This is a genomic window from Shewanella sp. 553, from assembly GCF_059338375.1.
Window position 1 is genome coordinate 2710519 of sequence record NZ_CM181701.1, and the last position, 13993, is coordinate 2724511.

14 protein-coding genes and 2 pseudogenes are annotated in these 13993 nt (G+C 45.5%); 9 read left to right on the forward strand and 7 right to left on the reverse strand.

Translation table 11 applies throughout. The features are described 5' to 3' along the window. Window positions 1-18 precede the first annotated feature (18 nt). Window positions 19-603, reverse strand: a pseudogene (locus tag AC5YBZ_RS12025) (type IV pilus twitching motility protein PilT); the annotation flags it as partial. Window positions 604-638: 35 nt separating this feature from the next. Between AC5YBZ_RS12025 and AC5YBZ_RS12030 the strand changes: the two are divergent. From AC5YBZ_RS12030 to hemW, 7 genes are all read left to right on the forward strand, one after another. Then, window positions 639-1334, forward strand: coding sequence for a YggS family pyridoxal phosphate-dependent enzyme (locus AC5YBZ_RS12030; RefSeq protein WP_494521275.1), 696 nt, complete (start codon window positions 639-641; stop codon window positions 1332-1334). A 242-nt stretch (window positions 1335-1576) separates the two neighbouring features. Then, complete coding sequence (gene proC, locus AC5YBZ_RS12035; RefSeq protein ID WP_494523760.1) at window positions 1577-2395, forward strand: pyrroline-5-carboxylate reductase; 819 nt, start codon at window positions 1577-1579, stop codon at window positions 2393-2395. Window positions 2396-2422: 27 nt separating this feature from the next. Further along, the gene (locus AC5YBZ_RS12040; RefSeq protein ID WP_494521273.1) at window positions 2423-2971 is read left to right on the forward strand and encodes a YggT family protein; all 549 of its coding nucleotides are present in this window, start codon (window positions 2423-2425) and stop codon (window positions 2969-2971) included. Continuing rightward, window positions 2971-3264, forward strand: a complete 294-nt coding sequence (gene yggU / locus AC5YBZ_RS12045; RefSeq protein WP_494521272.1) for a DUF167 family protein YggU — start codon at window positions 2971-2973, stop codon at window positions 3262-3264. The genes AC5YBZ_RS12040 and yggU overlap by 1 nt, the downstream gene beginning before the upstream one ends. 123 nt (window positions 3265-3387) lie before the next feature. Further along, the gene (locus AC5YBZ_RS12050) at window positions 3388-3822 is read left to right on the forward strand and encodes a DUF4426 domain-containing protein (RefSeq protein ID WP_494521271.1); all 435 of its coding nucleotides are present in this window, start codon (window positions 3388-3390) and stop codon (window positions 3820-3822) included. 170 nt (window positions 3823-3992) lie between these two features. Beyond that, window positions 3993-4595, forward strand: coding sequence for an RdgB/HAM1 family non-canonical purine NTP pyrophosphatase (rdgB, locus tag AC5YBZ_RS12055; protein WP_494521270.1), 603 nt, complete (start codon window positions 3993-3995; stop codon window positions 4593-4595). Next, window positions 4595-5734 carry a radical SAM family heme chaperone HemW gene (hemW, locus tag AC5YBZ_RS12060; protein WP_494523762.1) on the forward strand — a complete coding sequence of 380 codons (1140 nt, stop codon included), beginning with the start codon at window positions 4595-4597 and terminating at the stop codon, window positions 5732-5734. Before rdgB ends, hemW begins: the two co-directional genes overlap by 1 nt. Before the next feature lie 783 nt (window positions 5735-6517). On the opposite strand, the gene AC5YBZ_RS12065 is transcribed toward hemW, so the two are convergent. The 5 genes and pseudogenes from AC5YBZ_RS12065 to trmB form a co-directional block, all read right to left on the reverse strand. Continuing rightward, the gene (locus AC5YBZ_RS12065) at window positions 6518-7459 is read right to left on the reverse strand and encodes a LysR family transcriptional regulator (protein WP_475514476.1); all 942 of its coding nucleotides are present in this window, start codon (window positions 7457-7459) and stop codon (window positions 6518-6520) included. A gap of 343 nt (window positions 7460-7802) precedes the next feature. After that, the gene (locus tag AC5YBZ_RS12070) at window positions 7803-8624 is read right to left on the reverse strand and encodes a YggN family protein (protein WP_494542958.1); all 822 of its coding nucleotides are present in this window, start codon (window positions 8622-8624) and stop codon (window positions 7803-7805) included. Between the two features lie 248 nt (window positions 8625-8872). Continuing rightward, window positions 8873-9786: pseudogene (glsB, locus tag AC5YBZ_RS12075) on the reverse strand (glutaminase B). Then, window positions 9786-10109, reverse strand: coding sequence for a YggL family protein (locus AC5YBZ_RS12080; protein ID WP_475514477.1), 324 nt, complete (start codon window positions 10107-10109; stop codon window positions 9786-9788). Before AC5YBZ_RS12080 ends, glsB begins: the two are co-directional and overlap by 1 nt. A gap of 80 nt (window positions 10110-10189) precedes the next feature. Continuing rightward, window positions 10190-10906 carry a tRNA (guanosine(46)-N7)-methyltransferase TrmB gene (gene trmB / locus AC5YBZ_RS12085; protein ID WP_494521266.1) on the reverse strand — a complete coding sequence of 239 codons (717 nt, stop codon included), beginning with the start codon at window positions 10904-10906 and terminating at the stop codon, window positions 10190-10192. A gap of 283 nt (window positions 10907-11189) precedes the next feature. Here trmB and mutY point away from each other — a divergent pair, with 283 nt between their 5' ends. Both mutY and AC5YBZ_RS12095 read left to right on the forward strand, forming a co-directional pair. Beyond that, window positions 11190-12275 (forward strand): A/G-specific adenine glycosylase, encoded by a 1086-nt coding sequence (gene mutY / locus AC5YBZ_RS12090; protein ID WP_494521265.1) that lies wholly within the window; start codon window positions 11190-11192, stop codon window positions 12273-12275. A gap of 2 nt (window positions 12276-12277) precedes the next feature. Further along, the gene (locus tag AC5YBZ_RS12095; protein ID WP_494521264.1) at window positions 12278-12556 is read left to right on the forward strand and encodes an oxidative damage protection protein; all 279 of its coding nucleotides are present in this window, start codon (window positions 12278-12280) and stop codon (window positions 12554-12556) included. A gap of 337 nt (window positions 12557-12893) precedes the next feature. Here the strand turns inward: AC5YBZ_RS12095 and AC5YBZ_RS12100 are convergent, their stop codons facing one another. Beyond that, window positions 12894-13844, reverse strand: a complete 951-nt coding sequence (locus AC5YBZ_RS12100; RefSeq protein WP_494542959.1) for a porin — start codon at window positions 13842-13844, stop codon at window positions 12894-12896. Window positions 13845-13993 lie beyond the last annotated feature (149 nt).

A 13993-nucleotide genomic window follows, 5' to 3' on the forward strand; every position in this document is an offset into this window, starting at 1 on the left:
ATTCATGCTCTCACCCTGTTCACGCAGTGCACTTCTGAGCGCGGCATTAAAGCTGTGAGTGTGGCGATGCACTTCACGTTGGTTAATCAAACATTGCTTATTTTGGTGGACGAATTCGATAGGGTCTTCAATGGTCAAAATATGATCATGGCGGTTTTCATTAACGTAATCGATCATTGCCGCCAAGGTGGTACTCTTACCCGAGCCTGTCGGCCCCGTCACCAATACTAAGCCACGAGGGTAACTGGCTATCTTTTTAAAAATCTCAGGGGCGCCGAGTTTTTCTAGGCTTAAAATTTCACTGGGAATAGTACGAAATACCGCTGCTGCGCCACGAGACTGGTTAAAGGCGTTAACACGGAAACGGGCTAAATTAGGTACTTCAAAGGAGAAATCGATTTCAAGATGTTCTTCGTAATCTTTACGCTGCTTATCATTCATGATGTCATAAACAAGGCTGTGCACGCCTTGGTGGTCTAAAGCAGGCAGATTAATCTTTCTGACCTCACCATCTACACGTATCATTGGCGATACACCTGCAGAAAGGTGTAGATCCGATGCATTGTGCTTTACACTAAAGGCAAGTAACTCTGTGATTTCCATAGTTTGGGATATCCATTTAACCAAAAACGTAGACCATGACAACAATAGCAGACAGACTGGCGCTAGCCCACCAAAGAATCGCTCAAGCGGCGCAAAACTCATCACGTCATAGTGACGAAATAAAGCTACTGGCAGTGAGTAAAACTAAGCCTATTTCACAGATAGTAGCCGCTTATCAGGCCGGACAACGTCTTTTTGGTGAAAACTATGTTCAAGAGGGTGAATCCAAGATTATTGCCCTAAAAGCTGACTACCCCGATATTGAATGGCATTTTATCGGCCCGCTGCAATCGAATAAAACGAAAGTGATTGCCGAGCACTTTGATTGGATGCACACCCTAGACCGAGCCAAGATAGCTCAGCGCCTAAATGAGCAGCGCCCGCTTCAGTGCGCGCCGCTCAATGTGTGTATTCAACTTAATATCAGCCAAGAAGCCAGTAAATCTGGGCTCCCCCCTGATGAGGAGCAGATAACGGCATTGGCAGATGTGATCGACTCATTACCACATTTATGTTTACGCGGGTTGATGGCAATTCCTACTGCAACCGATGATGAGCACCGCCAACAGCAAGAGTTGTCACATATGCAGCAGCTATATCAAGCATTACAAGTCAAATATCCGCAGCTTGACACTCTGTCGATGGGTATGAGTAACGATTTGGAAATGGCGATAGCTTCTGGCTCGACCCTAGTACGTATTGGCAGCGCCATTTTCGGTGCCCGTAGCTAGGTTAATCTCAATCTGCAATCGTCATCGCTCAGGAGTGATTGGCTAGCAATGATTGGCTGGCAATAATAGGCCCGAAATAGCATAGCGATGCCCTAAACAGCGTAAAATTAGGTCGGTGTAAAAGTGCTAATCTAAATGCTGCCCCATCAGCAGGCTAGTCTATTAGATTGACAAGCCTTGTTTTTTCATCACTTGCCCTAATATTATTAACATCAGTTTTAGGCAAAAAAACAGAGACCCTTATGATACAGAAAAAAATATGCTTTATTGGTGCCGGTAACATGACGCGCAGCATCGCCAGCGGTTTAGTCAACAGTGGCTATCCAGCTGAACTCATCCACGCCACCAACCCCAGTGAAGCTAAGCTGCAAGTCTTATCGCAGCAACTCGGTATCAAGGTGTCACATGATAATCGCCAAGCGGCTATTGAAGCCGATGTTATCGTTCTGGCGGTAAAACCTCAGTTAATGCAGCAAGTGTGCGAAGCATTAAGCGACTTAGATTTATCACAAAAACTGATTATTACCATAGCTGCGGGCGTAGCGGCATCACGTTATCATGATTATTTTAAGCAGCCGATAAAGCTCATTCGCACTATGCCAAACACGCCAACGCAAATCGGCTACGGCATGACTGGCCTGTATGCCCAGCCGTCGGTGTCATCACAAGACAAAGCCCTGTGCGAACAAATCATGCAAAGTGGCGGCGAAACTGTGTGGGTGTCAAAGGAAGATGATCTTAATCAAGTCATTGCGTTAGCGGGCAGTTCCCCCGCCTATTTTTTCCTGATGATGGAGGCTATGATTGACAGCGCGAAGCAAGATGGCGTTGACGAGGATATGGCCCGTCAATTAGTGCAGCAAGCCGCCCTTGGCGCCGCGCAAATGGTGAAGCAAAATCCACAACTGTCGGCCGGACAGTTACGCGAAAATGTCACCTCTAAAGGCGGCACTACGGCGCAAGCATTAGCGGCATTTGAAGCGGCTAATTTAAGGGGCATCGTCAGAAATGCAATGCACGATTGTATGGATCGCGCCGCAGAGATGGTTAAACAATTTTAATTCAATACCGTTAAATAGAGAGATCCAATGAACGCATTTAGCTTTTTAATCAGTACCGTTTTCGACCTGTACCTGATGGTGGTCATTATCCGCATCTGGTTGCAGCTGGCTCGCGCCGATTTTTACAACCCATTTAGCCAATTTGTGGTAAAAGCCACTCAACCCATTGTGGCGCCAATGCGACGTATCATCCCCTCTATAGGGGCATTAGATACCGCATCAGTGGTACTTGCCCTATTAGTGGTTGTGGCTAAGTTTGTCATACTCAGCTTGATTGCTGGCGCCGCCATTAGCATTCCGACAATTTTACTGATATCTGTAGTCTCAGTGGTTAAAGAGGCTGGGGTATTGCTGTTTTGGATGTTGATTTTACGTGCAATTTTAAGCTGGGTGAGCCAAGGCCATAACCCTATCGAAATGGTCATGGCACAACTAACAGAGCCACTATTGTCACCGATCCGCCGTATTTTGCCGCCGATGGGAGGGTTAGATTTGTCGTTACTGGTGATGATGATCATTCTTAACTTTGTCAATATTTTGCTCGCTCAATACGTGCCATTTTGGGCCAATGTTTAATGGCGTCAGTGACACAAGAGCAAGGTGATCTGCTGCTCAAGCTCTATATACAACCTAAAGCCAGCCGGGACCAGATTGTGGGTCCCCATGGTGAGGAGCTGAAAGTGGCGATCACCGCTCCGCCTATCGACGGCAAGGCCAACGCTCATTTGAGCAAATATTTGGCCAAGCTGTTTAAGGTGCCGAAAAGCCATATTGTTATCGAAAAAGGCGAATTGGGTCGCCATAAACAAGTTAAGGTGTTGGCGCCAAAACAGCTGCCTGATGAGATTGCGAGCTTACTCACGCTATAAACTAATGATGCTCGAAAGTAGTCTAAATTCAATATTAAGACTCAATACCGCTATGCTTAAAGACACCAAGTTAAGCATTAAAAGCTATACTAATATCCATTATTTAGTCTCTAGGAGTTAACCATGTTTCGTTCTTTATTTTGCGCTCTATTGCTGTCGCTAGGCATAGCAGGTCACGCTAGCGCCGAGCAAAAACAGAGCGTGGGCCATTACGATATTCATTATGTCGCCTTAGGCAGCACTTTCATCACCCCAAATATAGCCAAAACCTATGGCATAAAACGCAGCAGCTACACAGGATTAATTAATATCTCTGTGCTAGACACCAGCAAAGAAGGTAATCCTGCTATCCCGGTGGAAATTTCTGGCATTGCCAATAATCTGCTCGATGCTCGTCTCGATTTAGTATTTCGCGAAATAAGAGAAGGCGACGCCATCTACTACATCGCTGAAGTGCCTTATCGTGATGATCAAGAAATCAATTTTCAGGTGGCAATTAAATACGGCAATAAACTCAATACCCAGATCACCTTTAAGCAGAAATTTTATGTCGATTAAGCCTAAAAAATAACAGTACACAGCGAGCTGCGCCTCACACAAACACGGCACAGCACTTTGCTTTTTAGTCGCCGCTAAAGAGCAAAGTAAAACGCGCTTTCCCCTACCGTTTCGGCCCCAGCTTGGGTATCATTGCCGCCAATTATCTCCATCTCTCATTGGTGCTCCAGATGAATAAAATAGTGTTAGCCAGCGGCAATAAAGGCAAGTTAAAAGAGTTTGCTGAAATCTTAGCTGAATTTGGTATCGAAGTACTGCCCCAAAGCCAGTTCAATGTTGAAGAAGTGCCTGAAACAGGCACCACCTTTGTTGAAAATGCGATTATCAAGGCGCGTCACGCCGCAAACATTACCGGACTAGCGGCCATTGCCGATGACTCAGGACTAGAGGTCGACGTTCTTGGCGGCGCGCCAGGGATCTATTCGGCCCGTTACGGCGGTGACAATGCCAGTGACAGCGATAATTACAACAAACTCCTAGCAGCATTAAAAGATAGCCCCGAGCAGCGCAGTGCGCGCTTTCAATGTATTTTGGTCTATATGCGTCATGCCGATGATCCGACTCCAATTATCTGCCAAGCGGCGTGGGAAGGAAGTATTGCTTTCGAGCCCCAAGGCGATAATGGTCATGGCTACGATCCGATTTTTATCCCAGAGCATCATCAATGCAGCGCGGCACAAATGAGCAGCGAAGAGAAAAATGCCTTAAGCCACCGCGGTAAGGCGATGCAACTGTTACTTGCTGAATTACAAGCCAAAGGCGTACTAGGGTAATGTTACTACTGCCACCACTGAGTCTCTATATTCACATCCCATGGTGTGTCCAAAAATGCCCTTATTGTGACTTTAATTCGCACGGTCAACATGGCGAGCTGCCCCAGCAAGAATATGTCGATGCACTGCTGGTCGACTTAGCTAAAGATCATCAATATGTTCAGGGGCGTAAGCTACACTCCATCTTTATTGGTGGCGGCACGCCGTCACTGTTTGATGCGAGCCAAATACAACGGTTACTTGAAGGTGTAAGAGAACAAATTGCCTTTAAAGACAATATCGAAATCACCATGGAAGCCAACCCTGGCACCTTAGAGCACGATGACTTTGCCGCCTACCGCGCAGCAGGCGTTACGCGCTTATCAATTGGGGTACAGAGTTTTGCCAGCGATAAGCTTAATCTGTTAGGACGCATCCATGATAAAGATGAAGCTCAAGTGGCGGCAGAAAAAGCCCAGCAGGCTAACTACAATAGCTTTAACTTAGACTTGATGCATGGGCTACCTAATCAAAGCTTTGACGAAGCCATGCAGGATATCGAAACAGCCGCGGCACTTAACCCTCCGCACCTGTCTTGGTATCAACTGACGATTGAGCCAAACACCCTGTTCCACTCTAAACCGCCACAACTGCCCGATGATGAGGCGCTATGGCACATATATGAACAGGGGCAGCAACGTCTGGCACAGCTTGGGTATGAGCAATATGAGATCTCCGCCTATGCGAAACCCGGCTATCAATGCCAACACAACCTCAACTATTGGCAGTTTGGTGATTACCTAGGCATAGGTTGCGGTGCCCATGGCAAGATAACCCTCGAAGCTGAACAGCGCATTTGGCGCACGGTGAAAATTAAGCACCCTAAGGGGTATCTCAGTGCAGTAGATCACCTGTTTGACAAGAGTGAAGTGCTAAATGAGGATCGCCCGCTAGAGTACCTAATGAACCGCCTTCGGCTCATGTCGCCTATCCCTAAACTGGAGTTCGAGCAGCGCACAGGGTTGCATCGCAGTGTACTCGATAAGGGTATGCTACTGGGTGAACAAAAAGGCTTAGTTACCACAGGTGACGAGCATTGGCAGCTCACCCCCAAAGGCAACATGTTCGTCAATGAACTACTCGCGCAGTTCTGCGATTAATCACCAATATTGTTAATACAGTACTATTCTCCTGCCCGCTAGAACAGACTAGCGGGCAATCGAAATATCGCTTACTGCGTACCTTCCTTTATCTACAACCATCTGAATATTTCAGCAGTCATCAATCGATAAACTTGACGATGAAACCACAAATTCAATCGCCATTCCAAGCCCATTAAGGCATAGCGATATCATGACAAAACTGCACTCAATTAAGCCTGCCGCGCTGGTTAATGTGCTCAAAAATCGAATCATTAGTCGGACAAATAAGAAATAGCACTAGGATAGCTAATGGAAAGTATATTGAAGGGCGCAGGGCTATTGATAAAGAAAAATCACCCCAGCAAGCCTTGCTGGGGTAAACCAAAACTAGGATGATGGTTAAGGCTAGCATTGTTTTAGTTATTAAACCGCTGCCAGCATCAATTTAAGATTGCATAATACTAAATAGTGCGAACCTGCGTAAAACCGATCAAGAGGGGTCATTCTTAATCGACTTAACGGGATCAGGTCATCCCAAATCAACTGCAACTATTGTATTAAATTAAGAACGTTGTGCAACGTGTAATATAACCAAGTTACTATCACGTTTAAAAATCAGCACAAGCTCAATCACCAAAGCAAGATTAACTATATGAATTAAAACAAAAAAGCCCTACAACCAATCGGTTGTGGGCTTATTGTGTTCATGCTAGAACAATGTTTTCAATTATATGTTTACTCTCTCACAAACTCCCCCGCAGAGACTAGCACCATTGCGAGAACAATAACGAGTCTACAAAATTACTTTCGCTTAGCATATAGCGACTCATAAGGCGCATCCCAATAAGGTGGCGCACCGATATGCCCCTTAATAAAGTCAATAAATGCACTCACCTTGGGTGCTAAATGTTTACGTCGTGGGTAGACGGCTTGCAAGGGTAAATGGTGAGTCAATTGCCATTCTGGTAACAGCGGGACTAAGGTGCCTTTGGCTATCTCATCTTCTAATAGATAACTGGCAAGATACACCACACCTAAACCACTAACCGCAGCCGATTTCAGGGCAGGTGCATTATCGACCCTAAAGTTACCCGAGACCCCTATCTCACAATAATCATCTTCTTTCTTAAACTGCCAAACACTGTGTTCGTGCCACTCGCCTTGATACACAAGACAGTTATGGTCGACTAACTGCTCTGGACGCTCAGGATAACCATGCTTTTCGACATAATCGGGGGAAGCCAGCAGTAAAAACTGGCACTTCATTAAGGGTCTGGCCACCATACCCAGCGGCAATTGCTCTGACATAGTTAATAGTAGGTCTAATCCTTCACTGACGACATCCACTTTATGGTCTAACAAGCTGACCTGTAATTCTAACTCCGGATGTTTAGCCATAAAATCAGGTAATGCTGGAATAAGATGCATGGTTCCAAAAGACTGTGAAATCCCCACTTTAAGCACACCGCGGGTGGCATCATTAAGATTGTGTACACTCGCAACCGCTTGCTCGGCATCTCTCAGTAACTCTTCACCTTGGGTATAGAGTAACTGTCCGGCCTCGGTTAGACTCAAACTACGCGTGGTACGCTGGATCAGCTGAACACCAAGTTTATGTTCTAAATCAGCAACCTGGGTGCTAACTTTAGATTTAGAAATCCCCAATTTACGCGCGGCGGAACTAAAACTACCTGCACGAGCAACATGAGTAAAAATTGCAATAGGTTCTAAAAGTTCTAACATTTAAATAGCCTTAAGGTGTTTGCGACCATATTAATATATGTTGTAAACCATAGTGATAAGCCACCCGTTTATGGTTATCTCTGTGATAATTAAAAATAACTTAACAGTAGAGTCAAACTGTTACTCATTTCATCATCGAAATTTAGCCAGCATTGTTATAATTTTTCGCAAGTATACCAAAAATTTACGCTTTAATTCTAATTCCTGCCATGCATTAGCATTGATTCTGTGGGTAAATGAAGAAATATAACCAACCTGCAAACAAAAAAGCCCTACACCCAAGGCAAGTGTAGGGAAAATGTAGCCATATAAGGCCTACTAGAGAAGATGCAACAATTCGCAGTTATTCTAACAATAGTTTCTGAGGGGGATTCATTAGGGGATAAGTAGTCAACTCAGGTACTTGTTGACGTAATTGCGACTCAAGCGCAACCAACTGCTGAAAGTCATCACACAGTTTGTCAGCGCGCTGCTGCAAATCATTACTTTGTTGCTCAATTTGCACTTCGATATCTTTACCGACATTGTCCATCTTGGTGGCGAATGCTTGCATTTTTTGCTCAAACGAGTCGCCATCACCTTTCATCATCTCGCTACCTAGCGTCATTATCATGCTACCAATAGAGCTTTGTACCAATTGCTCCATCTGCTGTTCAAACTCTTGGTCCAAAGTCTCTTCCAATGAAGACTCTGTAGCACCTAGATAAAATTTATCGCCATTTTGGTAAGCAACAGTATCAATTCGCTGGCTTAATCCGGCCATCATTTCATCAATTTTGGCGCCACTCGCATCACCAAGCAAAGGGGTTAACGCCATGCTGACTGCGGTTGAGGCAATATCCACAGCATCATGAACAAGATCAATAACCTCTGGCAACTGTCTCGACACTTCATCAGCGTATTGGTTAACTAAAGTTCGTTGCTGCTCGTTGAGTGCCACCTCGACGCCATCGACATACAGCTTGCCAAGCTCGATGCGATACACCTCTTTTTGAGCCTCTGTTATCACCAGTTTCTGAGGTTCAACCGCCACGTCATAATTAAGGCTTACCTCGCACTGATGATTATCATGGCCAAAAGAGAGGCGATTATCTTGCTCGCTCGCCATAGTGCTGCTAGTGACCAGTAGTGCACACAATCCCAAAGAGGTGCTGATGTTGTTCATATCATTAATCCTTAATTATAAGTTATGGATATCAATTGCCAGCGGCATCACCAGAAACGGGCATGAGATATCGCTATCGTTGACGCTTGTTAGATTGACTTAATGTAAGCTCAATGAATACAGGATTTATGCCAAAATAAATATAAGTATAACTATCAATTGTTTAAGGATTTATTTAAAAGAGGTATAAGCGAGAGGTTAGCAATTTAAACCAGTAGTTAGTCACTATTGCTAATCTCATCAAAAGATTAGAAAATCGAGCGACCCAGAGATTGAGATAGCAGCTCAAGGGCTGCGGTGCCAGCAAGAGAGTTACCATTTTTATCTAACTCGGGCGACCAAACGCATACGCTCATATCGCCGGGAATAACGGCAATAATGCCACCGCCAACCCCACTTTTACCCGGCATGCCGACGCGATAAGCAAACTCCCCTGCGCCGTCGTATAGGCCAGATGTAGCCAATAAGGCATTGAGCTTTCGGGTCTGAACCGGCGAAACAATCGCCTCACCCGACAAACTTTTACCGCCATTCGCCAAGTAAAGCATCGCCTTAGACAGATCGGCGCAGCTCATACGCATGGCACAATAATGAAAATAGTTTTTTAAGACTTTATTGACATCATTATTGAAATTACCAAAAGACTTCATCAAATAGGCAATCGCAGCATTGCGGGCGCTGTGATCATATTCTGATGCAGCCACCTGCTTGTCATACACTATATGCGGGTTACCGCTAAAGCCCTGACTATCTCCAGCATGCGCTGCTTAGGTGCTCCAAGACGAGTATGCAATAGATCGGCAATAATTAAAGCGCCAGCATTAATAAACGGATTACGCGGCACGCCACGTTCAAGTTCAATTTGCACTAGGGAGTTAAATGATTGTCCAGATGGTTCTTTGCCTACCCGAGACCAGATATCTAGTTCTTCATACAGGGTGAGCGCCACAGTCAGGCTAAACACTTTGGAGATACTTTGTATCGAAAAAGGCTCTAAGTAATCACCAGCGCCTATGGTGGTGCCATCAATAGTGGTGACCGCAATGCCTAACTTACCGGGATCGACATTAGCTAATGCAGGAATATAGTCGGCGACCTTGCCTTGGCCGAGCAGGGGGCGAACTTGCGCCACCACCTGCTCTAATAATGCCTGTTCGGGCATTAATTCCACCAAATATCGTAAAGCTCGCTAACTTCAACCTTGGTTGTCGGTTGTTGCTGCCAAAACGCACGTACCGCTTCACGGTCTTCTTCGGTGCACTTACCGATAGACTGAGTGGCAACAATACCTTCCCACTCTTTATGTCCACCACCGTGGAAGCCTAACTTACGCGCCTCTATCACTTGGGCAATAAACTGATCCACTATAGTGTCGATCTGCTCTTCTGACACTGAATCGTCAAATGTCCAGTTAACATCAAATCCAAACTCTTGAAACTCATCAATACGCAGTTTTTTGCGAAGACGACGGCTACGTGTTGCCATATTTTACCCCGTTAATTGCTAACAATACTTACTCAATACAGCCAGATTAATCATTTGATTATCATGGCAATGTTAAAATCTTATTCACAGCGTTCGAACATTAGATCCCATACGCCATGGCCGAGACGATGACCACGGGCTTCAAACTTAGTTAAGGGGCGATGCTCTGGACGTGGCACAAAATCCCCGGTAACAGACTGATTTTTATAACCAGGTGCCGCGGTCATAACCTCAAGCATATGCTCGCTGTAATTTTCCCAATCGGTTGCCAAATGAAACACACCACCAATCTTAAGGCTGTTACGAATCGTCTGCACAAATTCAGGCTGCACAATACGACGCTTGTGATGACGTTTTTTGTGCCAAGGATCGGGGAAAAACAGCTGCACCCGCGCAAGAGAGCCAGGTAAGATACTGTTTTCGAGCACTTCAATCGCATCATGATGGAACACGCGTAAATTGGTCACGCCCGCTTCGGCGGCATCGGCTAAACATGCGCCAACCCCAGGTTTATGCACTTCAATACCAATAAAGTTCAGCTCAGGAGCGGCCTTAGCCATCTCGACCAGTGAGGCACCCATACCGAAACCGATCTCCAGTACGGTATCTGCTTCGCGGCCAAATATGGCGGCTAAATCCAGTGGCTGTGGCGAGTAATCTAGCCCCATCACTGGCCATTGTTGCTCCATTGCAACCGCTTGACCTTTTGTTAAACGCCCTTCTCGTAATACAAAGCTTCTTACTTTACGAAGGTATTTACCCTCTTCATTAAATTCAGCGGTGGTAACGTCACTCATTGTTTTAGCCTCAATAATCTGCCTGCGATGGCCATATAGTCTCTGATGTAGCTTAAATTAGGGTTATCTGCCGATAACGGCGCCTCACCAGCAAGATTGTAGTTAACCTTGATACTAATATATTTGGAAATCATAAAAAGAAAGGCATTATGCAAAGTTACTGGTGCAGTGCAAGCCCTATTGTCGCCAAAGTATACCAATAATCATCATAGATGCGACCAACGCTATAGCTTAACGCCTATTTAGGTTGAGAAACCAAGATACGCTCTATACACTGTGCGCCATGAAAAAAGAGCCATTTCACCAGCGCATTGTTAGCTGGTACGCCGAACACGGCCGTAAGCACCTTCCTTGGCAACAAGATAAAACCCCTTATAAAGTATGGGTTTCTGAGATCATGTTGCAGCAGACGCAAGTCGCGACTGTTATTCCCTATTTCGAAGCCTTTATGCAGCGATTTCCGAGCATAAAAGAGCTCGCAATGGCCGAGCAAGATGAAGTGCTGCACCATTGGACGGGCCTAGGCTACTATGCCAGAGCGCGCAACTTGCATAAAAGTGCCCAGCTTATCGTCACCCAGCATGGCGGCGAGTTTCCTATTGAATTTGAACAAGTATTAGCGTTACCCGGCATTGGTCGCTCCACAGCAGGCGCGGTGTTATCGCTCTCTCTTGGTCAACATCATCCGATTTTAGATGGCAATGTAAAAAGAGTGCTCGCGCGCCACGGCGCCATCGCTGGCTGGCCAGGAAAAAAGCAGGTTGAGGAGCAGCTATGGCAGCTTACCGACACCCTTACGCCAAAACAGCACATTACCCAATACAATCAAGCGATGATGGATATTGGTGCCAGCATCTGTACTCGCACAAAACCTAAGTGCGAACAGTGCCCTGTGGCAGTCGATTGCCAAGCCCAGTTAATGGGACGCCAAACCGAGTACCCAGGGAAAAAACCTAAAAAAAGCATCCCAGAAAAACAAGCCTTTATGTTGGTGATCCGCAATAACAAGCGGGTCATGATGATTAAACGTCCTCCGGCAGGCATTTGGGGCGGGCTCTGGTGTTTCCCTCAATTTGCCTCTCAAGCCGAGTTGGATAACTATGCCCAGCAGCATGCAATTAGGCTGCACTTAGCTGAGCCGCTCACCAGTTTTAGGCACACCTTTAGCCATTTCCATCTCGATATCACCGCCATAGAGGGCACCATAGTCCAAAGTGACAGCCAAGATAAAGTGGCAGCAAAAGCCCATCTGGTAATGGAAGATGATGCATCACTCTGGTATAACATAACCAATCCACCGAAAGTTGGCCTTGCTGCGGCAACCGAGCGTATTTTAGCCAGCCTAGGTTCAGTAGTCATTAAGGAGTAATCATGGCGCGTACAGTGAATTGCCAATATCTAAAGAAAGAGGCTGACGGCCTAGCCTTCCAACTTTACCCAGGAGAGTTGGGTAAACGTATTTTTGACAATATTAGTCAAGAGGCATGGACACTTTGGCAAGCAAAACAAACCATGCTTATCAACGAGAAAAAGCTCAACATGATGAATGTTGACGACCGTAAGTTCCTCGAAGAGCAGATGGTCAACTTTTTATTTGAAGGTAAAGAGGTCGAAATTGAAGGTTATGTCCCTCAGCAGGATGACCAGTAATCAGTAAAAGGACGACAAGTAAATCCTCCTCGCATAACCTCGCAATAAATAGGCGCCACTTAACGATGAGTTAATGGCGCCTGTTTGCATTTATGGCAAGTTAACCTTACTTACCAAGCCACCTCTATTCAGCCTATTTGCTTTATCCCTGTTGCCTATGCCACCACAATATCACCTTAATTTAAGTACCCCCATATAAGGTGAATAAACATAGATATGGCTGCCTTTAATGACTAGCAGGGCTAGATTAAATCCATCAAACAAAAAACCCTTAATGCTGGCATTAAGGGTTTTTGACTCAGCGTTAATGGCAATTAAAGCTGGCTATAGAGTCACATTAAAATTTATGCTCTAAGCCTACACCGAAGTATTTTTCATCGTTAACTTCAGCTTCTAACGAACGGTTAGTGTAAAAAGCAAGTAGCTTAGTTGGCTTACCCAGTTTGTAATCACCACCCACTGACCATGAGTCACCCAAATCTTCCATATCTTGGTATTGCGCTTTCAGCACGATAGCCTCTATGGTGTAAGCCGCACTTAACAAGTAGCCCGTTTTACTCTCGGCGCCGACAACCGCTTCACCTAACTTAGTGTAAGTCGCCTCTTGCTGCTGATACATACCACCTAACACTAAATCGGCAATTTTACCTTGCACCGTGGCGCGCACCACCTCGTAGCCTTTTACGTCTGCATCATAGGCAACCGAGGCGAAGATAGGCGATTTTTTCAACTTAGCATCACCATACATGGCTGCAACGCTAAATCCATCTTGAGCATATTGTGAACTTGCACCTTCTGCGGCATAGGTCACCCCAAGGGTAAAACCGCTAAAGGCTGGCGTAATATAAGTCGCTGTCTGCTCGATACGGTTTTCACCTTTAAATAAGATTTTCAGATCACCCGAGAGATCGTTAAACTGGTCAATCTTACCTTGAGACACCTTAAGCATAGTGTCGTTACGGCCAACAGAAAAAGCCCCAAAGTTACCTTTAAGGCCAACAAACTGATTGCGCGCCTTGAAGTTTTCCTTGGCTGAGTCACCGGTATCAACTTCATATTCCACAGTATAGAAAGCTTCGAGCGAATGGCTTAACTCAAAATCCCCTTTAACACCAAAGCGTGAAGCGTTACTTTGAATCGTCGTTGTTGCATCACCATCGACATCATTAGATTGAGCCGTCACATTTAACTTTCCGTAAACAGTCAATGGATCCGCCGCCTGTGCAGATGCAAGAGTGGCTGTTGCTAACGCAGAAGCAAGCAGAGTTTTACAAAAAACGTTCATCATTTAATCCTTTCGACGTATGTTCGTCTGGGTTATTGGTTTGGACGGCCGAAAGTGTGCAATTTTTATGTTGCAGTTTTATTTCATGTTTTGGCATTGCTATCGAGCTAAGCGTATGAAGACGATGAGATTGGCTCTCAAAGCCATACAGA